This window comes from Prochlorococcus marinus XMU1411, from assembly GCF_017696075.1.
GTDB lineage: Bacteria > Cyanobacteriota > Cyanobacteriia > PCC-6307 > Cyanobiaceae > Prochlorococcus_A > Prochlorococcus_A marinus_V.
Window position 1 is genome coordinate 1 of sequence record NZ_JAAORI010000003.1, and the last position, 24,454, is coordinate 24,454.

The following is a 24,454-nucleotide window of genomic DNA, read 5'->3' on the forward strand; positions in this document are numbered from 1 at the left end:
AAAAATTCAAATAAGAATATACAAAATTTTCAAGTTTTAGTAGAACAAAATAACAATGACTAATTCTCAAGCTCCAATGCAGGCTGCGGAAGTCCGCGTTTATCCTATATTTACTGTCCGTTGGCTAGCAGTTCACGCTCTAGCTATTCCATCAGTATTCTTTTTAGGTTCTATTGCTGCTATGCAATTCGTAGCCCGATAAATTTAACTATCATGCAAGTAAACGAAAATCCTAACAAAGTTCCAGTTGAACTTAATCGTACAAGCCTTTATCTAGGCTTATTATCAGTCTTTGTATTGGGAATTTTATTTTCCAGTTACTTTTTCAATTAAATTAAAATCATGAGTAAATTAAAAGGACCTGATGGAAGAATTCCAGATAGACTTCCCGACGGCAGACCAGCAGTTGCATGGGAAAGAAGATGGACTGAAGGAACCCTTCCTTTATGGCTTGTTGCCACAGCAGGTGGAATAGCAGTTATCTTTGTTTTAGGAATATTCTTCTATGGTTCATACCAAGGGGTAGGAGCTGGAGGCTAATAAATCCTACCTTGACCTGATAATCACTAATATCAAATAAGCCTAATAAGAATCAGTAAATATCCTTAGTTTCTTTTTTGTGGAGCTTGGGATATTTTCTTTTTGGGTTATCAATCCATCTTTTAATGAAAAATGAGATTTACTTTTTGGTCTTTCTTTTTCAATTAATTTAGCTACTTCAAAAATTATTTTATTGGCTACTTCAGTATTTGATCTAAGATTATCCAAAACCATCTCTACAGAAACTTCTTGATGAGTTTGATGCCAGCAATCATAATCAGTAACCATAGATAAGGAGGAGTAAGCTATTTCAGCTTCTTTAGCTAATCTTGCTTCTGTATGGTTCGTCATTCCAATTATTGAACATCCCCAACTCCTATATAAATTAGATTCTGCTCTAGTTGAGAAAGCGGGACCTTCCATTGCTAGATAGGTACCCCCTCTATGCAATTGTCTACCGCCAGGAATATTTTTTTCTCCGATTTCACTTAATATACGTGATAAATTTGTGCAAAAGGGATCTCCCATAGTTACGTGAGCAACAGCTCCCTCATTAAAGAAGGTTGCAGGTCTGTTTTTTGTCCGGTCTATAAATTGATCTGGAACCACTATATCAAGTGGCCTTATCTGTTCTTGCAATGAACCAACTGCTGATGGAGCAATAATCCATCTTACTCCTATTGATCTTAGAGCCCAAATATTAGCTTTGTAAGGGATTTCAGAAGGATTTAAACTATGTGTTCTGCCATGTCTAGGAATGAATGCTATCTCTAGGTTTCCAAGTTTATATACTTTTATTGAATCAGAAGGTTTACCATAGGGAGTATTGATTTCTAGTTCTCTTAAGTACTCAATTTGATCCATTGAATAAAATCCACTTCCACCAATCACTCCTAATCTTGATTTTTCAATTGGTAATAAATGTTCTTTATTCATAGTGATGTAAATGACTTTTAATCATCTGGTACTAATTGGAGGAGGACACTCAAATGTTTCTTTATTGAAGAAATGGTTAATGTTTCCGAAATTGATGCCAGAAATTCCTGTTTCAATTATATCTAGAGATTCTCATTTGGTTTATTCGGCGATATTCCCATCGGTGATTTCAAAATCAATTTCTTTAGAAGAGAGTTTAATTGATATAAAATCTTTAGCAAAAAATGCAAAAGTATCTTTTATAGAAGAAGAAGTAAAGGATATTGATTTTAATTTAAAGAAAATTGTTTTCAGTAATAGATCTTCAGTTAATTATTCGAAGTTGGTGCTTAATTATGGAAGTCAAACAATAATTCCAAAAGAATTTGAATCATTAGTTAAAAATCGAAATGCTTTTACAATTAAACCTTTTTTGAGGGCTTATGAATTAATAAAAAAAGAGGACATTTTTGATTCAATTAATGAACTTCCATTTGTAATAGTTGGGAGTGGTCTTGCTGCAATTGAATTATCATATGCTTTGAGAAAAAGATGGAGAAATAGATCTTTAAAATTATTATGTGATTCAAGAAAAATTAATAATACAATTCTTAAAAGTTTACGGAATTACAATATTGATTTAGTTGGAAAACTTAATTTTGATTATGGCAAGATTCTTTTATGTACTGGAAATACATCTCCGTTATGGGCACAAAAAAAATTATTAGATTCGGATTATCATGGCAGAATAATCACGAATCAGAATTTGCAGATAAAAAGTTTATCTGGAATTTTTGCCGTCGGTGATTGCGCAGTTGTAGGTTCAGCGAAAAGACCAGCATCGGGAGTTTTTGCAGTAAAAGTTGTAAATACATTAGTTCAAAATCTAAAAAAGGATATAGAAGGGAGATCATTGAAAAAGTGGTTTCCTCAAAAGATTGGATTGCAAATAGTAAATATATTTCCAAGCCATCATCCAAAGGCTTTTGCTATTTATCGTAATTTTGTTTTCGGCCCTTCTTTTCTTTTTTGGATTTTAAAGTATAAGATTGATCTCAACTTTATTAAAAAGTTCAGATCAAAAAGGCTAATTATGAAAGGTAGTGAAAAAAATATTTCAATGAATGATTGCAGAGGATGTGCTGCTAAAATTCCTCAGTTTGTTTTGAATAAATCATTAATAAATTCTAATTTAAATTCTTTTGCTTCATCACCTGAAGATTCAGTTGAGATATATCAAAATGGTCAACATATTATCTTGCAAAGTGTAGATGGATTTCCTGCTTTGGTAAGTGATCCTTGGCTTAATGCAAAAATTACTACTTTGCATGCTTGTTCAGATTTGTGGGCATGCGGAGCAAAACTTTCATCCGCGCAGGCTTTAATTTCATTACCAAAAGTTGAAAGGGAATTTCAGAGTTACCTCTTTTCTCAATCACTTCAAGGTATTAAATCAACAGTTAAGGATCATGGAGGTGAATTACTTGGAGGCCATACTTTCGAGGCAAGAAGTTTAGTAAATAAACCTTATTCATTAGGAATAGATATTTCCTTAACAGTTCAAGGTATTTTAAAAAATGGAGCAAAACCATGGCTTAAATCTGGAATGAATGTTGGAGATATTCTCATGATGTCTAGACCTCTGGGCGTTGGGATTTACTTTGCCGGTCAAATGCAAAATATTAATATGCTCGGTAGTTCTTCTGAAATAATTAATAATTTAGTAAAGAGTCAGCAATATTTGATTGATGAAATTTATCTTTTTCAAAATCAATTTAAAGAATCATTAGTCAATGCTGCGACTGACATTACTGGATATGGATTTATTGGACATCTTAAAGAAATGGTTGAATCATCTAATTTATATAGGCAAAGCAATAATCTTGAGCAACTAAAAGTTTTATTAGATTTATTTGCATTTAAAGCTTATCCTGGAGTATTTGATTTAATAAGAAAAGATGTTAAAAGTACTTTCTTTGAATCTAATAAAGAAATTTTTGACAAAATTTATAAAGTAAATAAGCAAAAAAGAATTATTAATTTTTTAAACGAAAATTCATTAGATCAAGAGACTTTTAACGAGAGAATATCATTACTATTAGATCCTCAAACATGTGGACCCTTGTTGATTAGTTGCAATCGTAAATATGAAAATGTTCTAAAGGATAAGTGGTACAAGGTTGGAGAAGTTGTAAAAATGTAATTAATTTCTATTTAATTTGTCAATTTCCAAATATCTTAATCTTTTGATTTCCTTACCCATCTCCTTCCCTGGATCCCATCCTTCCTTTTTTAATATTTCTCCATCTTTTTTTGATTTTATGAATTTGTAAATAAATAACCACTTAAAAAATCTATGCCAGTATGGTCCTCCATCACAAATTAATAATTTGACTGTCTCATCATTAAGGTTTCTGTCCTCAATAAATTCTGTCCAACTTGATGGAGAAAAATGATTAAATTTTTTTTGGTTTGTATTTAATATCTTTTTAATATTTAAATAATCTTCTAATATTTTTATCTCACTATTATTTACCAAAAATCTTTGACATGCTTTTTCTAAATCTTCTGAATCTTTTAATAAGTAGAGCATATGATTTCCCTTTAACTTCTTGATCCAATTTAGTCCTCTTAAAAACCTTTTATCGACTTTAATATTTTCATTTAAGATTGAGATAATTTCCCATTTATGAATTATCGAAATTACATTAGTCAAATTATCGTGTTTGCATATTTCAGCTAGTTCCATCCTTATTCGTATACCTATTGCAGGAGGGTAAATCATTTTCTGATGAGTTTTTGTACTTTTCCATGGCCATTGTCTAACTGTTTCTTGAGATTGTTTGAGGGAATTATTTGAAATATTGAAATTTAACCTTGAAGCATATTTTGCACATCTAATTAATCTACTTGGATCATCTGAAATACTATTACTGTGAAGTAAGTTCAACTTTTTACTTTTTATATCAGAAATTCCGCCATAAAGATCATAGATTTTCCTTGTCGAGACCTCGAAAGCTATTGAATTTATCGTGAAATCTCTCCTCTTAAGATCCTCTTCAATAGTACTATTAGTTACTGTGGGATTTAAGCCAGGAGCAGTATAAATTTCTTTTCTCGCAGAAGCAATATCAATTTTATAGTCATTAATATTTATTTCTACTGTGTTGTATATATTAAATTCCTTGATTAAACATAAATCTACATTTACAATATTTTTTTTGATAAATTTTGCCAGAGAAATAGAGGATCCTTCAATAATAAGATCAATATCTACAGGTTTAGAAAATAATTTTTTGTGGAATTTACTAATTAATAAATCTCTTAAATAACCCCCAACAAAAGCTACTTTAGTATTGTTATTAGATTCTATGTATTTAACAATTAGGTTATATAGATTAAATGGAGTTTTGATTAATTCCCCTTGGATGTAATCAGAGATATCGTTCATGAGTTTTAACTTACATAACGAATTGGAGCTAATCTGGGATCTAGAATTTTACTTCCTTTATCACCAAATTTTACTGCTAAAGATATTTTTTCCCCACTCCCAAAAATATGTATGATTTCACCTTTCCCAAACTTTGAGTGAATTAGCTTATCTCCAACTATCCAGCTTTTTCCTTTACTGGGACCTGAATATAATTTCCTTACTGCATTTATTGGTTTGTTAACAAATTCATTTGGATTGTTTCGATCAACTCTAGTTAAACGATCAAGATGCCAATCTCTTCTAATTGAAGCACCACCAGTTTGTGGTAATTCGCCATCCATTAAATCTTCAGGTATTTCTGAGAGAAATATTGAAGGAATTGTTGCTTCACGCATTCCACCCCATAATCTTCTTTCTCTGGCATGACTTAAGAAAACTCTTTCTTTAGCTCTAGTAATACCTACATAGCATAATCTTCTTTCCTCTTCAAGAAGTGAGGGAGTATCTATTGATCTATGGCTAGGGAATAGACCTTGTTCTAGCCCAGTGATAAAAACATTTTGAAATTCTAAACCTTTACTATTATGCAGAGTCATAAGAGTTACAGAGTTTGGGTTATTTTTCTTCGTATCATTATCAGTTGTTAAGGCTGCTGTAGAGAGAAATCCCTCTACATCTCCACTTTCTGTTTCTTCTTCATATTGAGTAGCTGCATTAATTAGTTCTTGTAAGTTATTTCTTCTATCTTCAGATTCTTCCGTCCCACTAGATAACAAGTCACTTAAATAACCACTTTTTTCTAATATAAGTTGTAGTAGTTGAGCGGGCCCTGAATTTTCTAGGTAACACAGTAGATCATTCATAACTTCAGTAAATTTATTAATTCCTTTTGATGATCGGCCTACTGTTTCTTCAAGACTTTGCTTATCATTAAGAACCTCCCATAATGGGATATTTAACCTATTAGATAGTTCATTAAGTTTTTGAATAGTAGTCTTACCAATCCCTCTTCTAGGAACATTTATGATTCGTAAAAGACTAACGTTATCTGAAGAATTAACCAGAACTTTCAAATATGCTATTGCATCTTTAATTTCTCTTCTATCATAAAAACGCAATCCTCCAAAAATTGTATAAGGAATGCGCCACCTTACAAGAGATTCTTCTAATACTCTTGACTGAGCTCTGGTTCGATATAATATTGCAAAATTTTTCCAAATTGGGTTTTGATTATTGTTATTGAGTGATTTTATTTTATTGGTGATTGCTTCTGCTTCGGAAATTTCATCATCACAGCTGAGTAAAGTTAAAAGTTCCCCTTTTTCTTTAGTAGCCTTTAAAACTTTGTCAATTCTTTCAGAGTTGTTTTCAATTAGTGAGTTTGCAGCATCAAGAATATTAGAAGATGACCTATAATTTTCTTCTAATTTAATTAAAGATGATTTTGTATTGTCGTTGATTGAAGTTTTAAAATCTTCTTGAAAACCAATTAAAATTCTGAAGTCAGCTGCTCTGAAACTATAAATACTTTGATCAGCATCCCCAACTACAAAAATTGACCGATCTTCCCAATTGAAGAATTTTTTTGGGTCAGTATTACCAGCAGTAATTAATTTTATAAGTTCATATTGTGTTCTATTTGTATCTTGATATTCGTCAACTAAAATATGTTTAAATCTTTTGTGCCAGTAATCTCTGACTATATCATTTTGCCTCAATAAGAAAACCGGCAAAAGTAGGAGATCATCAAAGTCTAAAGAATTATTTTTTGAGAGAGAAATTCTATATCTCTTGTAGGCTTCTGCAACTGTTTTATCAAAATTATTATCTGCTTTCTCTAAAAGATCATTAGAAGTTAAGCATTGATTTTTAGCATTACTTATTAATCTCTTAATCTTTTTGGGATCATATCTTTTTGGGTCAAGATTCATATCTTGACTGATAATTTCTTTTACTAATGTTTGAGAATCTGTTTCATCATAAATTGAAAATCGCCTTGTCCATTTTAGGCCTTCTGGATCAGTATATTTTTCAATATCGTATCTCAGAAGTCTTGAGAATAAAGAATGAAAAGTACCGATCCAAAGATTTTGAAGTCTCTCTTGATGAACGTTTGATCTTAATTGATTTTGATCAATTTCTTTGAGAGTTGTCCAAGGCTGACCAAATTGATTTAAAGCTAATTCTTGGGCTAGAAGAACCTCTAATCTTGCTTTCATTTCTTTAGCAGCTTTGTTAGTGAAAGTGACAGCGAGAATGTTATAGGGATCTATAGAGTTATTTTCAATAAGATTTGCAATTCTGTGTGTAAGAGCCTTAGTTTTCCCGCTACCTGCACCTGCCACAACTAATAATGGCCCATAAACATGTTTTACTGCTTGAAGTTGCTCATTATTTAAAGATTTAAAAAGAAAATTGTTGGTTTGAGGCACTTTTGGAAGGGTTTTTCAAAAATAAGACTTTACTATGAGGTTAAGATTCCGTTTCTAGGTCTTCTAAAGCTTTTTTTAAATTTATAAGTTCATTATTGTTATTAATTATTTCTTCAAATTTATTTTGAGGCATCCTTAATTTAATACTTCGGTCAAGAATTTCTTTTTCCAATCTCTTTTTGTAAGAGGAAATAAGTTTCTTTGATAATTTTAAATCTTGTTGATCCAAAACTTTATTAAAACGTAAGTTCATACTAGCGGAAAAAAATTTTTTATTTGAACTATTTCAACTATCACTTTGGAATAAAGTTATTAATTAAGAAGCGTTGCGTTAATTTTGAAATTGTATTGTTTTTACTAGCTTTGTACTATTCTAAGATTCGAACTTTAAATTTTTAACTTTAGGAATGTCAGTTTCAAAGAATAATCAACTAATGTCTGCTGATAGGAAATTAAATGATTTAAGTAATATAAAAGAATTTATTAATAGTGCAAACTCAAGATTAGATTCAATAACCTCAATAACCAATAATTCGCATGCAATTGCGGCAGACGCTGTAACAGCAATGATTTGCGAAAATCAAGATTCAGTTAATACAAAAATATCTTTAAATACAACTAACAAGATGTCCGTTTGTTTAAGAGATGGAGAAATAATCCTAAGGATTGTTGCTTATCTTTTAATTTCTAATGACGAATCAGTTTTAGAAAAAAGTTGTTTGAAGGATCTTAAAAATACTTATCTTGCTCTTGGGGTGCCTTTAAGAAATGCAAGAAGAGTTATTGAATTAATGCGAGATGCAACAATCTCTGATTTAAATTCTACAGTTAATAATATGCAGGTAACCAAAAGCTTCCTTCCTGACTTAATTTCTGAAACAGAGTTTCAATTTGAAAGGATAATTAATCTTTTAAACTAGCTAAATTTCTTATTTCAGAAGTATGGGAAGTCTGTATTACTGAGTTATTTTCAATATTTCTAATAATGGAAAATCTGGATCTTATATGAGTGGATAAAAAAGAAACTCTTTCTTCAGAAACTGTTGATTTGTAAAAAGTTTTAATGTGTAAATTATTTTGTTCATCAACGAAATAACTTGATGATGAAATAAAAGATTCTGTATAACCTTTATTTCGTAAGACAATTCCTGAATTTTCATTTTTGGGTAAAAATATCAATAAAGTTTCATCTCCCTCATTTATATCATTTTCTTCCCAATCACTAATAGATTGCCATTTTATAGAAATAGCTATGCTCTCTAGGTTATAACTTAATTCATTATTTTTAAAAATTTCAACTACTTTTTTATTTGTTAAGTTGATATGTTTTATATTTATCTTACTAGTTGAGTTTTCAAATTCTTGAAAAGCTAAAGTATGAGTACTTCTTATTGATTTCCACTCTCCTATACTTTTATCAATAAATTGATTAATTTTTGTTAGATTCTTCGTCAAGTTTATCTTCTACGGAATGATTTTCTGCTTTTTGAATCATTCTTACCATTGAATCTACCATTAATCTCTTTGCTGAAGTTACTTTTAATCCAGAAGGAGTGGTTGATATTTGTTCTCCAGGGCGATCATATGAAGTTGGTCTAAATGGACTCATCTAATAACTTTAAAAATAAATCGATTTCTATTCTTGCATGAATTCTTAGTTATATACTTGATGTTTGCAAAAATGTCATATCTTTCTTCTTTTATTACAGAATAATTAAATGTTTTGTTATTTAGGCATTTTATTTTTTGCTAATCCTGAAATAGTCGCTAAAGCAAACATCGCTAATAGGGCAATCCCCAGAAATAATCCTGCTCCCTGGCTAACCCCAGCTCCCACTGCTACTAGTATAGAGTCACTGATTAGAAGACTTATTAATAATGCTGGGGTAAATATTTTCCAGCGAGTTCCTCCAATACCAATTGCATAACTTAGAAAATCAAAAAGGCCAGTCATTAGTAGTCCTGTCATAAGAAAGAAATTTTCTTCTAGTTGGTTTTGATTAAAACTTTCAATCTTTTTCATTGCTTTTGGGCCTACTAAATTACGTACAGGAACCCGACCATAATTTCTTGCAATAAAGAAAGCAGCTTGACAAAAAACTATATCAGAAAAGATTATTGTGATGTAACCTTTTTGAAAGCCTAATAATGATCCTGCTAGCAGAGAATAAGCTGAACTTGGAAGAGCAGGTAAAATAATACTTACTCCTCTAAGTATGAATATTCCAAAAGGAGCCCAAATCCCCAAACTTTCTATTTTGTTCCTTAGAGGTTCAATCCCATAATTTTGGATTAAATAAATCAATACAACGAATATTGCTATAAAAAAAACAACTGAGAGAAATTTCTGTATTTTATTCATTATTTTTCAAATAAATTTATTGGGAGTAAATTATCAATTTTTAATATTTGATTGTATCTATAATAGAAATACTAATCAATAAAAATTTTTACAAATTTTTAATCTTAATTTTCTCCCAATAAAAGATTTTGTATTACATAAGTAGTTATGAATGATTCTAAGAATAAAGTTAATTTAATTTTTTTTAGAAATTTCATTTGTTTAGTCCTTTCGATAATCTTTTCCTTATGTATTTCAATAAAACAATTAGATGCTTTGCCTCATGAATGGGTTGGAGTACCTAAAAGTGAATATGGGGAACAGCTATGGGATAGGCAAAGTATAAAGAGGAATGAAGACGGTTCTGTCAGAGTATTGAGTAAATTTATTCCCAAAACAAAAAGTGAAATTACAAAGGACATTCTTTATACGATGGATATAAATTGTTTTGAAAAATCATTCAGAGACGTTGATGTTTCTATAAATGAAGTATCTAGTAATTTAAATGATTTAGCTGATTGGCAAGATCCAAATGGAGATGCACTTATTTTGGGTGTGATTGGTCAAGTCTGCAGAGTGGAAAACTAAAAATTTTGAATTATGAAAATAAAAGAAAAATTCAGGTTCTATATGTTCATAAAATATAAAACCCTGTCATAAACAGGGTTTAAAAGGTGCCAGGACCCAGATTTGAACTGGGGACACGGCGATTTTCAGTCGCCTGCTCTACCAACTGAGCTATCCCGGCTCTAATCTATATACTCTAAATTAAGATGTGTAGTTTGTGAAACCTTTTCATTAAAAATTTTATATCTTCATTAATTAACTTAAAAATACTAGTTTGAATCAATGGTTAATAAGGCAGTGCCAAATGAAGTAGTTTTATTGGATGAAACTATTGGTATATTTATAATTTTTTCTCTTATTTTTCTCCACTGAGGGTTTTTTGAACCTCCACCAATAGTAATAATTTTTTTTGGAAGTGAACCAGTAAGTTCAGATAGCTTTTCCCATCCTCTCAACTCTATTTTAGCTAGACCTTCGAATAATGCATGTAAATAAAGTGAGTCGCTTACTGGTCTAGGGCTAAGAATCGGCTCTAAATTGGAGTTATTAATAGGAAATCTCTCTCCTTTACTGTTAAGAGGTAAAAGATTTAAAGAAGTGCTTTTCAAAGGATTAATTTGTCGACTGAGTTCCTTAATTTCTGAATCAGAAAAGAATTTAGATAAGATACCACATCCTGCGTTTGATGCTCCTCCGCAGATCCAATCGCCTCTGACTCTATGGGTTGTAATTCCTTCTTTTTTTACAGGGTTATCAATAATTTTTTTTACCACAATAGTTGTTCCTAAAACTGTGAGACCATTCTCTTTCCCTAAGCCTGTAGCTATTAAACTTGCATTAGAGTCAGTAGTGCCTGAGATTAATATTAATTTCTTATTCAAGTTAAATCTATTGGCTAAATCAGAATTTACTTGGCCAATAATTTTTCCACTTTTTATAATTTTAGGTAAGCATTTATGCCATGAAGTATTTAGATATCTTTTTGGCCATGATTCTTTTTTAAGATCCCAACCAAGTTTGAGATTGTTACCTTCTTCTCCATGAGTCCAATCTTTTAAAAGCCAGCCAGTTATCCAATCAGATTGATGTCTTAAAAGTATATTCGTGCCATATTTATCTATTAGTTTTAATGCCTTAGCAAGACTGCTATATGGTGTTTGTAAATGATCTTCTCCAGGAGTTAAAGATTTAAGAAGGATATTATTATCATTACATGCTTGGTCATAAGGGATTGCCTCCCCTAATGGATCCCCTTTTAAATTGAATGCTGTTAAAGTTCCTGAGGTGCCAGATATAGCCAATTTCCCAAGATTCCTTTTTATCTCAATAGGTAAACTTTCTAAGAGCTTTTCACAAGAATTAATCCAAGAGTTTGGATTTTTAAAGCCGTATAGATAAGGGACTGAATTTGAATATAATAATTCCTTATGAAAATTAATTATAGATATTCTTGCACCACTTGTTCCAAAATCTAACCCTCCATAAAAAATATCAGGCATAGAAAAATTTCTTATAAAAATATTTTGGCAGACGCAGCTAATTGGGTTACTTTTTCTTGAACATTTTCCCAAGGCAGATCAAGATCTCTTCTGCCAAAATGTCCGTAGGATGCAGTATTTCTAAAAAATTTACCACCCATTTTTTTGGGTAGATTTCTTAAGTTAAATTCCTTTATTATTGCGGCAGGTCTTAAATCAAAGTGTTTTTTAATAAGCTCTGTCAAATTAGCTTGTGAAATAACACCAGTATCAAAAGTATCAACGAGAATGGAAATTGGTTTTGCAACTCCAATTGCATAACTTAATTGTACTTCTGCCTTTTTTGCTAATTTCGCCTTAACTATACTTTTAGCTACATAACGGGCTGCATAAGCGGCAGATCTATCAACTTTTGTGGGATCTTTGCCCGAGAATGCCCCTCCTCCATGTCTTGCATATCCTCCGTAAGTGTCTACAATAATTTTTCTGCCTGTAAGCCCTGCATCTCCTTGAGGTCCACCTACAACAAATTTTCCCGTGGGGTTAACTAGAAATTTTGTATTGTGAATGTCTGGTTTAATTTTTAAATCTTCAGTAGCAGGAATTACAACATTATTCCATAGATCTTCTTTTATTCTTTGACGAATATCTTCTTCATTTGTGATTCCATCAATCTCAGGATTATGTTGAGTTGAAATTAAAATTGTATTAATCGAAACTGGCACCCCTTTTTCGTAATCAATGCTTACTTGTGTTTTACCATCAGGGAGAAGATAATTAAGGACCTCGTCGTGTCTTACTTTGGCAAGTTGAATGGCTAATCTATGTGCCAAACTTATCGGTAAGGGCATCAATTCGGGCGTTTCATCGCATGCATAGCCGAACATTATGCCTTGGTCACCGGCTCCGGTATTGTCTTCCAAATCATCGTTTATATCATCGGCTTCGTTTACTCCTTGCGAAATATCAGGTGATTGCTCGTCAAGTGCTACTAAAACAGCACAACTATTTGCGTCAAAACCACCTGCTTTATAGCCTTCATATCCAATTTCTTTGATTACATTCCTAACAAGTTTTATATAATCGACTTTTGCTTTTGAAGTTATTTCTCCAGTAAGCAAACAAAGACCAGTATTAACGACAGTTTCACATGCAACTCTGCTTTCTGGATCTTCTGTTAATAAGGCATCTAAAACGGCGTCACTTATTTGATCACATATTTTGTCAGGATGACCTTCAGTTACGGATTCAGAAGTGAAAATAAAATCACTCATTTACAAATAATTTTTGGAACTAGGATTCATCCTAAATTAGATTATCGTTACAAATCAATTATTGTTAATTAAAAAATACTTGTACAAGAATAAAGTGCCTTAAGTTCAGATATTCGTGCACAAAATAAATAAGTGAATTTATACTGTTTCAGATGAAGTTGCGAGGATCTCTTCGTTATCGTCAGTTTGTTCAAATAACATTTGTTTGTATTTCGCAGCCATTTCTTCTGCTTTACTAAAAACTTTCTGAGGGTCTGTAAGCATATCTCCTGGTTCAGGTTCAAGCGCTTTCGTTGATAATGAAATTCTTCCTCTTTCCGAATCAAGATCAATGATCATGACCTTCATTTGGTCACTAACATTTAAAACATTATGAGGAGTTTCAATATGTTCATGACTGATTTCGGAAATGTGCAATAAACCACTTACTCCTCCAATATCAATAAAGGCTCCATAGGGTTTAATACCTTTTACAGAACCTACAACAACCTCCCCTACCTCTAGTCTGTTCATTTTCTTCTCAACCAAAGCTCTTCTATGACTTAGTACTAATCTGTTTCTCTCTTCATCAACTTCAAGAAACTTTAAAGGTAGATATTCACCTTCTAAGTCATCTTTTATTTTGCGTGCACTTATATGAGACCCTGGGATAAAACCTCTCAAACCTTCTACCCTCACAAGAGCCCCACCTCTGTTAGTTGCAAAAACTTCAGAATATATAGTGGCATCTTCTTTTTGGAGTTGTCTAACTCTTTCCCATGCTCTTTGATATTCAATTCTTCTAATGGAGAGGGCTAGTTGGCCATCTTCATTTTCTTCACTCATTATGAAAAACTCTCTGCTTTCTGAGGGTTGTAAAACATCATTAAGTCCTTCAACTCTATTTATTGAAACTTCTTGAACGGGCATAAAAGCAGCTGTCTTTGCCCCTATATCTATCATTGCCCCTTTGGGTTCTAAAGCGAAAACGGTTCCTTTTACAAGGTCTCCAGGCTTAAAATTATAGTCATACTTCCCCAAAAGTGATGCAAATTCTTCCTGTGTGAACCCTGCATTTTCAAAATCAGTATTTGTTCTGCTAGAGGAGGAGTCTGCTGAAGGAATATCGTTCTTTTCGAAAGATAAATCTTCTTCATTTTGGGTTGTTGAATCGTTATCCAATTCAGACAAATTTTTAATTTCTTTATCCTCAGAAAGTTCTTTAATAGTTTGGGAAGAATTTTCGTTCATTTGTTACATCGCAGACTACCTAAGGTAGTTAGAAAGGAATGCTATTGGCCTGCAAACTAATAGCAAAGATATTTGTGTTATGTATTCTACACTTTAAGATGCTTAATTTTATAAAATTGAAGCTAATTGGTTTTTTGAACTACCTTTTAGAGACTCAAGAGTAGAAATAAAATCTTTTACCCCATTAAATTTTCTGTATACTGACGCGTACCTTATATAAGCGACTTCGTTTTCTTTCCTAAGATTTTTAAGTATTAATTCTCCGATTTGTGAAGATTTAATATCTTTATTAGAGTCTTGAACGATTTGTGATTCAATTCCATCTACAAAGTTAATAATTGCTTCACTACTGAAGTTTGTCTTTTCGCAAGCTCTTGATATTCCAGTAAATAATTTTTGTTTATCAAATAATTCTCTATTTCCGTCTTTCTTTATAACTGAAACAGGCATTGTTTCAACTCTTTCATAAGTTGTAAATCTAAAGCTGCAATTTAAACATTCTCTTCTTCTTCGAACACTTTTACCACTATCAGCAGATCTTGATTCCAAAACTCTGCTATCTGTGTTTTGACAGGTTGGACACTGCATGTAGTGAAATAAGGTGAACTGTAACTCTAATAGTAGAGTAAAATCCTAATTATGAAAAGTAAAAAAAAACCTCTTGTTAAAGAGGTTTTTTAATAACATCATTTTTTATCGAATTTAGGTGGATCTCTAAAGGCGACAGCAAAGAATAAAGTTACAACTGCAAGAGTTAAAATAAGAACGTATGCGAAAGCTTCCATAAGATTAAGTAATAAAGTTTAGTTTAAACCCTTCCTGGGATTCTTCTGGTGGTTTCGTCACCAAGTTTCTTGAATAAACCAAATTCAACTTGGTCGCCAATCTCAGCATCAATACCAGCAAAGGAATTTCTGTAAAGAGTCCTTGAAGCATGCCACCAGTGGCCAAACAAGAATAGCAATCCGAAACATAAATGTGCATATGTAAACCATGCTCTTGGTGAGCTTCGGAATACACCGTCAGATTTATAAGTCTCTCTGTCAAACTTGAATGCTTCTCCAAGTTGAGCCTTTCTAGCTAATCTTTTAACTACTGCAGGATCAGTAAATGTTTGTCCATTTAAATCTCCTCCATAGATAGTTGCAGTTATGCCAGTTTGTTCAAATGAATACTTTGCTTCAGCTCTTCTAAATGGAATATCTGCTCTAACATTACCTTCTTTATCTTCAAGTATAACTGGGAAGTTTTCAAAGAAATTAGGTATTCTTCTAACTTCTAATTCGTTACCTTCCTTGTCTTGGAAAGAAATGTGACCTTGCCAACCAGTTGGTAAGCCATCACCATTAACAAGAGCTCCAACTCTGAATAATCCTCCCTTTGCAGGACTGTTTCCAACATAATCATAGAAGGCTAACTTTTCTGGGATTGATGCATATGCCTCTGCTTTAGTGGCACCATCATCAATAGCAGCTTGGACCCTTCTGTTAATTTCAGTTTTGAAATATCCAGAGTCCCATTGATATCTGGTAGGACCAAATAACTCGACTGGAGTTGTTGCTGAACCGTACCACATTGTTCCAGAAACAACGAAAGATACAAATAGTACAGCAGCTAGAGCACTAGCAAGAACTCCTTCAAGACTTCCAAGTTTTAGTGCTCTATACAGCCTTTCTCCAGGTCTATTGGTTATGTGAAAAATACCTCCAATAATACCCATTAGTCCTGCCGCAATATGATTTGCAACTATTCCTCCTGGATTAAAAGGATTAAATCCTTCTACTCCCCATGAAGGGGCAACAGGCTCTACATGACCAGTTAAACCATAAGGATCTGAAACCCAAATCCCGACGTTTGCGCAATGAAAAGCTCCAAAACCAAAGCATGTTAGTCCAGCTAGAAGAAGGTGAATTCCGAATATTCTTGGCAAATCAAGAGCAGGCTCACCAGTTCTTGAATCTTCCCATAAATCTAAGTCCCAATATGTCCAGTGCCAAATAGAGGCCAGCATCAGTAGTCCACTAAACACTATGTGTGCCGCTGCAACCCCTTCAAAACTCCAGAATCCAGGATCAACTCCTGTAGCACCCGTAATATCCCATCCGTTCCAACTACTTGTGATGCCTAGTCTTGCCATAAAAGGCATAACGTACATTCCCTGTCTCCACATTGGATTAAGAACGGCATCAGAAGGATCAAAAATGGCTAATTCGTAAAGAGCCATAGAACCGGCCCAGCCGGCTAATAATGCAGTATGCATAAGATGCACAGCAAGTAGTCGACCTGGGTCATTAATAACTACTGTGTGAACTCGATACCAAGGCAATCCCATCGGTTAATTTCTAGTAACTATGCTGAATAAACAGCTAAACATCACGATAGTAAGGGTTTTTTAGTCTTTGAGGGATTTTTGTAAATAAATTTATTTTCTTGCAAAAATTGGGCAAATCAATAAGCAGAACTGGAGTTACAAGGAATTTTAAGCTAAAAATTGTTAATATTTTGGTCACAATTCTCAAAGTAAAACGCCAAAATAAGAAAAATAACTAAAAAAAATGGCAACTATCAGATTTATCCGTGAGGATTTAGAGGTTAAATGTAATCCTGGTGAGAATTTAAGAGAATTAGTAATGAAAGAGAATTTACAACTTTATGGATTAAAAGGAATTTTAGGAAATTGTGGCGGAGCAGGGCAATGCAGTACTTGTTTTATTTCAGTTGAAGGAGGAAGCAAAAATTCTTTAAGTCCTCTTACATCAGTTGAAGAAGAAAAACTTAAAAATAGACCAGAAAATTGGCGACTTGCATGCCAAACATTAGTTAAATCCTCTACAGTCATTTTAACAAAACCACAATCTCCACCTTCAAATTTTGAAGAACTTAAAAAAAATAGCGAAAATAAAAAATTACCTCGCTAATTGTTTAAGACTGTTAATTAGTTGATAAAAATTTGTTTATTTTTCCACTTTATTTCAAGTTATATGTCTATAGTCTTAATACCTAATAGAACTGTCAACTAAATGGAAACAACTAATTTCGGATTCGTAGCTAGCCTTTTATTTGTAGGGGTGCCAACAATATTCCTTATTGGTTTATTTATTTCTACTCAAGATGGCGAAAAATCAAGCTTCTACTCAGAATCTGGTAAAGGTAAGCTTGGCCCAAAACGCTAAAGCTTTTATAAATGCTAAGCATTTCTGTAAAAGAAATTTTATTTTGGAAAAAAAAACAACTTTTTAAGGGTGGAGATCATGAATCTCTTGCTCTTTTACTTGATTCTGTAGGCGGTATATCAACCAGTGATCTAAACTCGCTTAGTATAAATCCTGAAGGAAACTTATATTTAAAAAAAAACTTAGAATTTTTAGAAAATATTTGGGAAGATCACTTATACAATTCAACTCCAATTCAATACCTTTGTGGAATAACTTTTTGGAGAGACTTAAAATTAAAAGTTACAGAAAAAGTTCTTATTCCTAGATCAGAAACGGAACTTGTAGTAGATATTGTCGGCAAAATTTTTGGAAAAAAATCTGAAAAATTATTGTTTGCTGAATTAGGGACTGGATCAGGTGCTATAAGTATTGCTTTGGTATTAGCGTATCCTTTGTGGAATGGAATAGCAACAGATATAGATCAAGATGCATTAGAAATAGCCAAAGAAAATTATATAAATTCTACTAAACAATCAAATTTGAAATTTTATTGCGGAAATTGGTGGAATCCTCTTGAAAGCTTTAAAGGAAAATTAGATTTCGCCATTTCGAACCCGCCATATATCCCTAAAGATACTTATGAAAAATTACCCAAAGAGGTTAGAAATTTTGAACCAAAAATTGCTTTATTAGGCGGCGATGATGGTCTAAAACATATTAATGAAATAATTCAAAACGCACCATTATTTTTAAAAGAGAGGGGATGGCTAATTTTAGAGAATCACTTTGATCAAGGTACAAAAGTAAAACAACTACTTTTAAAAAATAAATTTACTTCAATAGAAGTTGTGAATGATCTTTCAGGTATTGGTAGGTTTACCATTGGAAGATATAAATAAATTATTATTGGTTCCCAATCTAGATGAATTTAGTAGATTACAAATCAGCTTCGAAGACTCTAAAAAGTGGTTTACCTATAATTTTTCCAACAGACACCTTACCAGCAATTGGATGCTTGCCAAAATTTTCAAATATTATTTATGAGTTTAAAAAAAGAGATAGAAATAAACCCCTGATTCTTATGGGATCCGAACACAAACAATTAATTGATTTTGTTCACGATTCAGCTAAAGAAGATTATAAAAATATAGCTTCAAAATATTGGCCTGGAGCTTTGACAATGGTTGTCCCTACTTCAGAAAAGCAGAGTTCAATCCTCACAAGCAATGATCTTACTCTTGGGCTGAGGATTCCAAATTCATATATGGCTCAATCTCTCATGAGAGAAACAGGCCCATTGTTAACTTCAAGTGCAAATATTTCAGGTTTTAAAGGATCAATTGCAGTTGAAGGTATTGCTCTAGACTTCCCTTCTTTAAAAATATTAAGCCCTATCCCCTGGGGGAAAAGTAGTGGAAAAGCTAGTACTATTATATTTTGGAAGAAAAGCGGAGATTGGAGTTTGATTAGAAAAGGAGAAGTATTAGTTAGGGAATTGTATTAATGTTTTTATTATTATTTTTTGTTTTATTAATTCAATTTTTTACTTATTGGATATTTGAACCACTTGCATCTTTTTTAGAGTATGTTCTCGCAATAAAATTGTTTCCTATCATTGCTCTGATAGGTTTAATCTTTTTATTTTCAGCAAAGAATATTCAACAGAAATAAATAAGGCAAAATGCCGGCTAACAGATTTGAACTGATGACCTTCGCTTTACAAAAGCGCTGCTCTACCGCTGAGCTAAGCCGGCAATTTCTACATCTTACAATTAGGGAGGGTCAACTATCAGTATTTTTTTAGCTTTTTTTAAATTTATTACTTTTTGACATCATTATTAGCTTTATCAGTTTTATTAGTTTTTTTGAATTTTATTTCTCCTGAAATAGTCCTTTTGATTGGTAAATTTGCAACTAATGCAGTCATTCTATCCTCAGTCTCTAAACTAACTGCTACCTCTTCAAAATCAATTTCCACATATTTAGCAACAACATCAAGAATCTCTTTCCTCATTTTATCTAAAAGATCAGTTGTTAAGGAACTCATATCAACTCTGTCATGAGCAAGTACAAGTTGTAATCTTTCTCTAGCTGTATTTGCACTAGACGTTTCTCTGCCTAGTAATTTATTTATAAGATCTCTGAGAGTCATCATTTTAAAAAACCTTTGTTTGCATTAATCTCATGAATTTATCTTTAAGACTTTTGCCTTCTTTTTTGGGATCAATAATTGGTACATCTTTATTTGAAAGTCTTTGAGAAACATTCAAATAACATTTTTTTGCAGGAGATTTACCATCTGAAAGTGTCAGTGGCTCGCCTCTATTTGTACTTATTATTACTTGTTCATCTTCTAAAACAATACCTAACAATGGCAAAGAAAGGATCCCTTGAACATCTTCTATAGATAACATTTCTTGACTAGCCATCATGTTAGGGCGGACTCTATTGATTACAAGTTGGATAGGCTCAATATCTGAAGTATTAAGAATCCCTATTACTCTATCCGCATCCCGCACTGCCGATAATTCTGGGTTAGTAACAACAATTGCTTCTTTACATGCTGCAAGAGCATTTTTAAAGCCATCTTCTACACCAGCAGGACAATCTACCAAGACAAAATCAAAGTTCTCACTAAGTAGCTCACTAATTTTCTTCATATCTTCGGGCTTCATCCAATCCAACATCCTTGGATCTCCAGCGGGTAGAAGAGCAAGATTAGGTTCCTTTTTATGTCTAACCAATGCTTGGTCAAGACGACAATTCTTATCTAGAACATCTTGAGCCGTATAAATGATACGATTTTCTAATCCTAGAAGAAGATCTAAATTTCTTAAGCCAAAATCAGCATCTAAAACAGCAGTTGTTGCTCCGCTATTAGCAAGTGCAATGCCTAGGTTTGCAGTTAAAGTTGTTTTACCAACCCCTCCTTTGCCTGAACAAATTAATATTGTGCGAGTTTTCTTCCCCACGATTTTAAAGATTTTACAAATAATAAAGCCACTTGCAGAAAGTTAAATATTTTAAAGATTAAGTAATTCTTAAATTTATTTAGTTTGAATTAATTTATTGCAAATGATTGATTAATTTTTACTTTCGATTATGTGTGGTTTGATAATTATCGTTTGTTTATCTATTACTGCAATTTCTGGATAACAATTTTTGGGCTTATCCTTTGGACCAATAGCTATCACATCTGCAATTCTTAACTGTAAAGGGTTTAGATAAAGTGATGCAATAGAGGCATTTTTATTTCCACTTTTCCCTGCGAATGCGATCCCTAGTAATTTGCCCCAAACGTAAATATTTTTCTTAGCAGAAACGATTGCTCCTGGATTAACGTCTCCAATAATGCATAGGTTTCCATTTGAAGATATTCTTTCACCCGATCGTACTGTTCCTTTGTGAAGAATATCGTCTTTCTTTATTGAATTGAATGATAGTAACTTTTTTTTAATCTCTTGCTCTCTTATAAAATCTGAATCTATTTTTAAAAATTTTCCGCTTAGTATCGTATCTCTATTATTTGAGTAAATGCGTAGGGAACAAATATTTATTTTGTCAAAATGGTTTTTTAATTTTGCTAATTGATGAGAACTTATTGACTCATTGACTGCGAAAATTTTTGCTTCTAAAGGTTCCTTGATGGAAGAAAACCTTTTGATAGTTTCATGGATATTATCTAAATCTAATAAAGTAAAAATTTCTAAATATTTACTTTTAGTATTTTTTAAAACGATTTCCATTGAATTAAATCTAGGAATTGTTTTTCATTAATGAAATTTCATTTTTAATTTCATTTTTGATCATACCTGGATAAATAATAAAAGAGCTTTCCTCTGATCTCATTAAAGTTTTTATTAATGCAGAACTATTTTCTAATGCGCTTTGATAAGTGCCGTCCCATATTTTTAATGCATTATTAGATTCAAAACCTTTAAAAGACCTTTCCTTAATCCCACAAAATATTTCTGAATCGTAACCATTTTTTTCACATAATTTTGTTGCAAATGCAAGGATTTTTAATCTATTCATTTTACTTAGAAAACTTATGTCTGATGCCTTTAGTAAATCCCTGTCAATAAACATTTTGCATAGTGTAGAAAGTGGTTCAAAAGATTCATCTTTCCATCTCATCAAATGATAATAAAAGGTTATATCATCATTTCTTATGAAATCATCAAAATCAACCTTTGAAGGTGAAAAAATCCATTTATATAGAGAATCATCTAACCAAATTTTCTTTTCATAATTATGTTTTATTGTGTGTAATATTTTTTCCAGAATCCATGTTGATATTTCGTTTATTCTGTGATTGTAGATTGTTCTATACATCAAGTTTCTTAGTACAAGGAAATGCTCAATAGCGATCACTCCTTTTGGTTTGATTCCGATATTCCCATCAGGTGAAAAGGTAAGAGCTGAAATAATTCTTTCTAAATCTACTAACCCATAATTAGTACCTGTGTTGTAACTATCGCGTAAAAGATAATCGAGACGATCACAATCTATCTCACTACTTATTAATGTTTTTAATGGTTTTGAAAATAGTTGTTTTGATTGAAATAATTCACCAATTTTTCTCGGTAATTCGTTGTCATACTTTTTGAGGATTGAATTTATTGGAGAATATTTTGTAACTAAGTTTTCAGACCATTGTTCATGATCATGCTTGAATATTGTTTCACTGGTATGGCTTAAAGGTCCATGACCTAAATCATGTAACAGAGCTGCTCCATACAGGATAAATTTATTTTCAGAAAATGCAGATTTGATTTCAATTAATCTTTTATAAATTTTTCTAGCTATACAAAAAACACCAATTGAGTGAGTAAATCTACTCGATTCTGCACCATGAAAAAGTAATGATGCCGCACCTAGTTGTTTTATTCTTCTTAGTCTTTGAAAAGCAACTGTATCAATTAATTCCATAATCATTAATTCTTCTGGCTTTCCTGCATCAAATACTATTTCTTTATGAATTGGGTCATGAAAAATTCTTTTAATACTCATATTTTTTAAGATTTTTTTTCAATCTTTAGTTATTTCAAGATTTAATTTCTTCATTGTTTAATTCAATAGTTTGAACTGAAACTTCTTCTTTTTCTAGAAGCGACCCAAGAAATAATTCTGCATTCCTCACCCATTTATCATCAGTACTTCCATAATCACTTGTATCAGGGAGATCAAGTAATTTGTCAGGAGTCATACCTTGGCCTTGAATATTATTACCTTTGGGGGTTAAGTAACTAGCCACTGTTATCGCAATACCACTATCTTCTCCCAAACTTTTTAGGGATTGAATTAAACCTTTCCCATAAGTTTTTTCTCCCATAAGAATTGATCTTTCATTATCTTGTAAAGAACCAGCAAGTATTTCACTTGCACTCGCAGTACCTTTATTAACAAGGGTCACCATTGGTCCATCAAAAAATGTTTCCTTTTGAGAAATTATTGCATCTTTGATTCCATTTCTATTTTTTGTCTCTACAACAGGTTTCTCGCTTAATAATGAATCTGCAACTGCTATACCTGAGCTTACTAGTCCACCTGCATTATTTCTAAGATCTAATATTAACCCCTCGACCTCTTTCTCTTTTAACTCTTGAAGTGCCTCTTCAACTTTTTTGGGTACGCTTTCGCTGAATTGAGTTATCCTTAAATATCCTATTGTGTGAGAATCGTCTCTTAATCTTTTTGTTCTAACTGGTCTGAGATCTACTGATCTCCTCTCTAAATCGACCTCCCTTATTTCTCCTGATTCCGAAGAGATTTCAACCAGAACTTTAGTCCCTGATTCACCTCTTAACTTAGAGGCAGTATTGGCAAGGCCTAATTCTTTGGATGAAATTCCATCAACTTTTTCTATGTAGTCTCCGCTAACTATCCCAGCCTCTTCGGCTGGAGATCCTCCAAGAGTTGAGATAACTTTAACTTTTTTGTCATCATCACCTTCTCCTAATTGGAGCCCAACCCCATTAATCTCACTTCCAAAATTACTTGATTTAAGAAGTTCATAATCTTTTGGGCGTAAAATTCTTGTATACGGATCTTCTAGAGGTCTTAACATGTCTTCAATTGCGGAATAAGCCTCTTCAGTTGTTTCAATTTGTTTCTGTAATGTTTTTTGTCTAATCCTCTTCCATTGTATTTCTTCAAACTTTTCTGGGTCATAGAAGCCCTCATTCACTAAAGTCCAAGCGTCTAGGACTAATTGCTTGCTATCACTGAGAGCATCCACTCTTTCTATTAATAAAAGATTGATAGAAAAAACTATGATCATTGATGCAGTGATCAAAGTTTTGAATGTTAAAAGTTTGTTAAAAGATGAATTCATTGGGTTAAGTGTTAACACCAAGTATAAGAATTTTAAGTAAGCTCTTTATATCAAAGCTAATTTTTTTTTGGATGGCGAATTCTTCATCTGTTTATGACTGGTTTCAAGAAAGACTTGAAATTCAAGACATAACTGACGACGTAACTTCCAAGTACGTACCCCCTCACGTAAATATCTTTTATTGTTTAGGTGGCATAACTTTAGTATGCTTCCTAATTCAATTTGCAACAGGTTTTGCAATGACTTTTTACTATAAACCAACAGTTACTCAAGCTTATAGTTCAGTAAGTTATTTGATGACCGATGTAAGTTTTGGATGGTTAATAAGATCTGTTCATAGATGGAGTGCATCAATGATGGTTTTAATGTTAATCCTTCATGTTTTTAGAGTTTATCTTACTGGTGGTTTCAAAAGACCTAGAGAATTAACTTGGGTTACAGGTGTTGTAATGGCAGTCATAACAGTAGCTTTTGGAGTTACAGGATATTCTTTGCCTTGGGATCAAGTAGGTTATTGGGCAGTTAAAATTGTTTCAGGTGTACCCGCTGCAATACCTGTAATTGGCGATTTTATGGTTGAACTTCTTAGAGGTGGAGAAAGCGTTGGGCAATCAACTCTTACAAGATTCTATAGCCTTCATACTTTCGTATTACCCTGGTCATTAGCAGTTTTCATGTTGATGCATTTTTTAATGATTCGTAAACAGGGTATTTCAGGACCTTTATAAACACTTACAATTAATTCATAACAG

General features: G+C 32.3%; 29 protein-coding genes and 2 tRNA genes. 11 read left to right on the top strand and 20 right to left on the bottom strand.

Going from position 1 to position 24,454, the window contains the following annotated elements; genetic code table 11:
- The first annotated feature begins 55 nt into the window (after positions 1-55).
- From psbF to HA145_RS01605, 3 genes are read left to right on the top strand one after another with little or no spacing between them, the layout of a single operon-like run.
- The gene (gene psbF, locus HA145_RS01595) at positions 56-202 is read left to right on the top strand and encodes a cytochrome b559 subunit beta (RefSeq protein ID WP_011375863.1); all 147 of its coding nucleotides are present in this window, start codon (positions 56-58) and stop codon (positions 200-202) included.
- Between the two features lie 11 nt (positions 203-213).
- Complete coding sequence (locus HA145_RS01600) at positions 214-333, top strand: photosystem II reaction center protein L (protein WP_002806119.1); 120 nt, start codon at positions 214-216, stop codon at positions 331-333.
- Positions 334-342: 9 nt separating this feature from the next.
- Positions 343-540, top strand: coding sequence for a photosystem II reaction center protein J (locus HA145_RS01605; RefSeq protein ID WP_011375864.1), 198 nt, complete (start codon positions 343-345; stop codon positions 538-540).
- 42 nt (positions 541-582) lie between these two features.
- Here the strand turns inward: HA145_RS01605 and mtnP are convergent, their stop codons facing one another.
- Positions 583-1,476, bottom strand: coding sequence for an S-methyl-5'-thioadenosine phosphorylase (mtnP, locus tag HA145_RS01610; protein ID WP_209127569.1), 894 nt, complete (start codon positions 1,474-1,476; stop codon positions 583-585).
- Between the two features lie 10 nt (positions 1,477-1,486).
- Here mtnP and selD point away from each other — a divergent pair, with 10 nt between their 5' ends.
- Positions 1,487-3,658: a selenide, water dikinase SelD gene (gene selD, locus HA145_RS01615; RefSeq protein ID WP_209127570.1), complete on the top strand. Its 2,172-nt coding sequence runs from the start codon at positions 1,487-1,489 to the stop codon at positions 3,656-3,658.
- On the opposite strand, the gene HA145_RS01620 is transcribed toward selD, so the two are convergent.
- The 3 genes from HA145_RS01620 to HA145_RS01630 are packed head-to-tail and all read right to left on the bottom strand — an operon-like array spanning position 3,659 to position 7,573.
- The gene (locus HA145_RS01620; protein ID WP_209127571.1) at positions 3,659-4,906 is read right to left on the bottom strand and encodes a CCA tRNA nucleotidyltransferase; all 1,248 of its coding nucleotides are present in this window, start codon (positions 4,904-4,906) and stop codon (positions 3,659-3,661) included.
- A 5-nt stretch (positions 4,907-4,911) separates the two neighbouring features.
- On the bottom strand, positions 4,912-7,320 hold the full coding sequence (locus HA145_RS01625; RefSeq protein WP_209127572.1) for a UvrD-helicase domain-containing protein: 2,409 nt from the start codon (positions 7,318-7,320) through the stop codon (positions 4,912-4,914).
- A gap of 40 nt (positions 7,321-7,360) precedes the next feature.
- Positions 7,361-7,573 carry a hypothetical protein gene (locus HA145_RS01630; RefSeq protein WP_432421775.1) on the bottom strand — a complete coding sequence of 71 codons (213 nt, stop codon included), beginning with the start codon at positions 7,571-7,573 and terminating at the stop codon, positions 7,361-7,363.
- Positions 7,574-7,727: 154 nt separating this feature from the next.
- Here HA145_RS01630 and HA145_RS01635 point away from each other — a divergent pair, with 154 nt between their 5' ends.
- Complete coding sequence (locus HA145_RS01635; protein ID WP_209127573.1) at positions 7,728-8,240, top strand: R-phycoerythrin subunit beta; 513 nt, start codon at positions 7,728-7,730, stop codon at positions 8,238-8,240.
- Here the strand turns inward: HA145_RS01635 and HA145_RS01640 are convergent.
- From HA145_RS01640 to HA145_RS01650, 3 genes are all read right to left on the bottom strand, one after another.
- Positions 8,224-8,775: a phycobiliprotein lyase gene (locus HA145_RS01640; protein ID WP_209127574.1), complete on the bottom strand. Its 552-nt coding sequence runs from the start codon at positions 8,773-8,775 to the stop codon at positions 8,224-8,226. The two genes, HA145_RS01635 and HA145_RS01640, sit on opposite strands and share 17 nt — an antisense overlap.
- On the bottom strand, positions 8,750-8,929 hold the full coding sequence (locus HA145_RS01645) for a hypothetical protein (RefSeq protein ID WP_209127575.1): 180 nt from the start codon (positions 8,927-8,929) through the stop codon (positions 8,750-8,752). The genes HA145_RS01640 and HA145_RS01645 overlap by 26 nt, the downstream gene beginning before the upstream one ends.
- Positions 8,930-9,046: 117 nt before the next feature.
- Positions 9,047-9,682 (bottom strand): TVP38/TMEM64 family protein, encoded by a 636-nt coding sequence (locus HA145_RS01650; RefSeq protein WP_209127576.1) that lies wholly within the window; start codon positions 9,680-9,682, stop codon positions 9,047-9,049.
- A 147-nt stretch (positions 9,683-9,829) separates the two neighbouring features.
- Between HA145_RS01650 and HA145_RS01655 the strand changes: the two genes are divergently transcribed.
- The gene (locus tag HA145_RS01655) at positions 9,830-10,249 is read left to right on the top strand and encodes a hypothetical protein (protein ID WP_209127577.1); all 420 of its coding nucleotides are present in this window, start codon (positions 9,830-9,832) and stop codon (positions 10,247-10,249) included.
- 87 nt (positions 10,250-10,336) lie between these two features.
- Here the strand turns inward: HA145_RS01655 and HA145_RS01660 are convergent.
- The 7 genes from HA145_RS01660 to psbB all read right to left on the bottom strand — a co-directional run bounded on the left by HA145_RS01660 (position 10,337) and on the right by psbB (position 16,542).
- Positions 10,337-10,409, bottom strand: a tRNA-Phe gene (locus tag HA145_RS01660).
- Between the two features lie 88 nt (positions 10,410-10,497).
- Entirely contained in the window at positions 10,498-11,727 is a 1,230-nt protein-coding gene (locus tag HA145_RS01665) for an FGGY-family carbohydrate kinase (protein ID WP_209127578.1), read from the bottom strand.
- An 11-nt stretch (positions 11,728-11,738) separates the two neighbouring features.
- Entirely contained in the window at positions 11,739-12,980 is a 1,242-nt protein-coding gene (gene metK, locus HA145_RS01670; protein ID WP_209127579.1) for a methionine adenosyltransferase, read from the bottom strand.
- A 138-nt stretch (positions 12,981-13,118) separates the two neighbouring features.
- Positions 13,119-14,210, bottom strand: coding sequence for a 30S ribosomal protein S1 (locus HA145_RS01675; RefSeq protein WP_209127580.1), 1,092 nt, complete (start codon positions 14,208-14,210; stop codon positions 13,119-13,121).
- 108 nt (positions 14,211-14,318) lie between these two features.
- Positions 14,319-14,798 (bottom strand): transcriptional regulator NrdR, encoded by a 480-nt coding sequence (gene nrdR / locus HA145_RS01680; protein ID WP_209127581.1) that lies wholly within the window; start codon positions 14,796-14,798, stop codon positions 14,319-14,321.
- Positions 14,799-14,896: 98 nt separating this feature from the next.
- Positions 14,897-14,995 carry a photosystem II reaction center protein T gene (locus HA145_RS01685; protein WP_032527597.1) on the bottom strand — a complete coding sequence of 33 codons (99 nt, stop codon included), beginning with the start codon at positions 14,993-14,995 and terminating at the stop codon, positions 14,897-14,899.
- Between the two features lie 23 nt (positions 14,996-15,018).
- Entirely contained in the window at positions 15,019-16,542 is a 1,524-nt protein-coding gene (gene psbB, locus HA145_RS01690; protein ID WP_209127582.1) for a photosystem II chlorophyll-binding protein CP47, read from the bottom strand.
- A 223-nt stretch (positions 16,543-16,765) separates the two neighbouring features.
- On the opposite strand from psbB, the gene HA145_RS01695 reads away from it, so the two are divergent.
- The 4 genes from HA145_RS01695 (at position 16,766) to HA145_RS01710 (ending at position 18,869) form a co-directional block, all read left to right on the top strand.
- Positions 16,766-17,128, top strand: a complete 363-nt coding sequence (locus tag HA145_RS01695) for a 2Fe-2S iron-sulfur cluster-binding protein (RefSeq protein ID WP_209127583.1) — start codon at positions 16,766-16,768, stop codon at positions 17,126-17,128.
- 102 nt (positions 17,129-17,230) lie between these two features.
- The gene (psbM, locus tag HA145_RS01700; RefSeq protein ID WP_042849813.1) at positions 17,231-17,383 is read left to right on the top strand and encodes a photosystem II reaction center protein PsbM; all 153 of its coding nucleotides are present in this window, start codon (positions 17,231-17,233) and stop codon (positions 17,381-17,383) included.
- Between the two features lie 11 nt (positions 17,384-17,394).
- Positions 17,395-18,264 carry a peptide chain release factor N(5)-glutamine methyltransferase gene (prmC, locus tag HA145_RS01705; RefSeq protein WP_209127584.1) on the top strand — a complete coding sequence of 290 codons (870 nt, stop codon included), beginning with the start codon at positions 17,395-17,397 and terminating at the stop codon, positions 18,262-18,264.
- Positions 18,265-18,287: 23 nt separating this feature from the next.
- A complete protein-coding gene (locus HA145_RS01710) occupies positions 18,288-18,869 on the top strand; it encodes an L-threonylcarbamoyladenylate synthase (RefSeq protein WP_209127585.1) in 582 nt (193 codons plus the stop codon).
- Between the two features lie 178 nt (positions 18,870-19,047).
- On the opposite strand, the gene HA145_RS01715 is transcribed toward HA145_RS01710, so the two are convergent.
- The 6 genes from HA145_RS01715 to ctpZ all read right to left on the bottom strand — a co-directional run bounded on the left by HA145_RS01715 (position 19,048) and on the right by ctpZ (position 23,702).
- A tRNA-Thr gene (locus tag HA145_RS01715) sits at positions 19,048-19,119 on the bottom strand.
- A gap of 65 nt (positions 19,120-19,184) precedes the next feature.
- Entirely contained in the window at positions 19,185-19,520 is a 336-nt protein-coding gene (gene minE / locus HA145_RS01720; protein ID WP_209127586.1) for a cell division topological specificity factor MinE, read from the bottom strand.
- 1 nt (position 19,521) lies between these two features.
- Positions 19,522-20,337 carry a septum site-determining protein MinD gene (minD, locus tag HA145_RS01725; protein WP_209127587.1) on the bottom strand — a complete coding sequence of 272 codons (816 nt, stop codon included), beginning with the start codon at positions 20,335-20,337 and terminating at the stop codon, positions 19,522-19,524.
- 111 nt (positions 20,338-20,448) lie between these two features.
- Positions 20,449-21,111, bottom strand: a complete 663-nt coding sequence (locus HA145_RS01730) for a septum site-determining protein MinC (protein ID WP_209127588.1) — start codon at positions 21,109-21,111, stop codon at positions 20,449-20,451.
- Positions 21,112-21,121: 10 nt separating this feature from the next.
- The gene (locus HA145_RS01735) at positions 21,122-22,378 is read right to left on the bottom strand and encodes an HD domain-containing protein (RefSeq protein ID WP_209127589.1); all 1,257 of its coding nucleotides are present in this window, start codon (positions 22,376-22,378) and stop codon (positions 21,122-21,124) included.
- Between the two features lie 34 nt (positions 22,379-22,412).
- The gene (gene ctpZ / locus HA145_RS01740) at positions 22,413-23,702 is read right to left on the bottom strand and encodes a carboxyl-terminal processing protease CtpZ (protein ID WP_209127590.1); all 1,290 of its coding nucleotides are present in this window, start codon (positions 23,700-23,702) and stop codon (positions 22,413-22,415) included.
- Positions 23,703-23,773: 71 nt separating this feature from the next.
- Between ctpZ and petB the strand changes: the two genes are divergently transcribed.
- On the top strand, positions 23,774-24,430 hold the full coding sequence (petB, locus tag HA145_RS01745; RefSeq protein WP_011817812.1) for a cytochrome b6: 657 nt from the start codon (positions 23,774-23,776) through the stop codon (positions 24,428-24,430).
- The last annotated feature ends 24 nt before the right edge of the window (positions 24,431-24,454 follow it).

Bases quoted from the DNA above. Each gene is read 5' to 3' on its own strand.
- HA145_RS01730 (WP_209127588.1), bottom strand. From the start codon at position 21,111: ATGGAAATCGTTTTAAAAAATACTAAAAGTAAATATTTAGAAATTTTT.
- HA145_RS01650 (WP_209127576.1), bottom strand. From the start codon at position 9,682: ATGAATAAAATACAGAAATTTCTCTCAGTTGTTTTTTTTATAGCAATA.
- psbF (WP_011375863.1), top strand. From the start codon at position 56: ATGACTAATTCTCAAGCTCCAATGCAGGCTGCGGAAGTCCGCGTTTAT.
- petB (WP_011817812.1), top strand. From the start codon at position 23,774: ATGGCGAATTCTTCATCTGTTTATGACTGGTTTCAAGAAAGACTTGAA.
- HA145_RS01665 (WP_209127578.1), bottom strand. From the start codon at position 11,727: ATGCCTGATATTTTTTATGGAGGGTTAGATTTTGGAACAAGTGGTGCA.
- ctpZ (WP_209127590.1), bottom strand. From the start codon at position 23,702: ATGAATTCATCTTTTAACAAACTTTTAACATTCAAAACTTTGATCACT.
- HA145_RS01605 (WP_011375864.1), top strand. From the start codon at position 343: ATGAGTAAATTAAAAGGACCTGATGGAAGAATTCCAGATAGACTTCCC.
- prmC (WP_209127584.1), top strand. From the start codon at position 17,395: ATGCTAAGCATTTCTGTAAAAGAAATTTTATTTTGGAAAAAAAAACAA.
- HA145_RS01655 (WP_209127577.1), top strand. From the start codon at position 9,830: ATGAATGATTCTAAGAATAAAGTTAATTTAATTTTTTTTAGAAATTTC.
- metK (WP_209127579.1), bottom strand. From the start codon at position 12,980: ATGAGTGATTTTATTTTCACTTCTGAATCCGTAACTGAAGGTCATCCT.
- mtnP (WP_209127569.1), bottom strand. From the start codon at position 1,476: ATGAATAAAGAACATTTATTACCAATTGAAAAATCAAGATTAGGAGTG.
- HA145_RS01685 (WP_032527597.1), bottom strand. From the start codon at position 14,995: ATGGAAGCTTTCGCATACGTTCTTATTTTAACTCTTGCAGTTGTAACT.
- HA145_RS01735 (WP_209127589.1), bottom strand. From the start codon at position 22,378: ATGAGTATTAAAAGAATTTTTCATGACCCAATTCATAAAGAAATAGTA.
- HA145_RS01695 (WP_209127583.1), top strand. From the start codon at position 16,766: ATGGCAACTATCAGATTTATCCGTGAGGATTTAGAGGTTAAATGTAAT.
- selD (WP_209127570.1), top strand. From the start codon at position 1,487: ATGACTTTTAATCATCTGGTACTAATTGGAGGAGGACACTCAAATGTT.
- psbB (WP_209127582.1), bottom strand. From the start codon at position 16,542: ATGGGATTGCCTTGGTATCGAGTTCACACAGTAGTTATTAATGACCCA.
- HA145_RS01600 (WP_002806119.1), top strand. From the start codon at position 214: ATGCAAGTAAACGAAAATCCTAACAAAGTTCCAGTTGAACTTAATCGT.
- HA145_RS01675 (WP_209127580.1), bottom strand. From the start codon at position 14,210: ATGAACGAAAATTCTTCCCAAACTATTAAAGAACTTTCTGAGGATAAA.
- HA145_RS01645 (WP_209127575.1), bottom strand. From the start codon at position 8,929: ATGAGTCCATTTAGACCAACTTCATATGATCGCCCTGGAGAACAAATA.
- psbM (WP_042849813.1), top strand. From the start codon at position 17,231: ATGGAAACAACTAATTTCGGATTCGTAGCTAGCCTTTTATTTGTAGGG.
- HA145_RS01630 (WP_432421775.1), bottom strand. From the start codon at position 7,573: ATGAACTTACGTTTTAATAAAGTTTTGGATCAACAAGATTTAAAATTA.
- HA145_RS01710 (WP_209127585.1), top strand. From the start codon at position 18,288: ATGAATTTAGTAGATTACAAATCAGCTTCGAAGACTCTAAAAAGTGGT.
- HA145_RS01620 (WP_209127571.1), bottom strand. From the start codon at position 4,906: ATGAACGATATCTCTGATTACATCCAAGGGGAATTAATCAAAACTCCA.
- HA145_RS01635 (WP_209127573.1), top strand. From the start codon at position 7,728: ATGTCAGTTTCAAAGAATAATCAACTAATGTCTGCTGATAGGAAATTA.
- minE (WP_209127586.1), bottom strand. From the start codon at position 19,520: ATGATGACTCTCAGAGATCTTATAAATAAATTACTAGGCAGAGAAACG.
- nrdR (WP_209127581.1), bottom strand. From the start codon at position 14,798: ATGCAGTGTCCAACCTGTCAAAACACAGATAGCAGAGTTTTGGAATCA.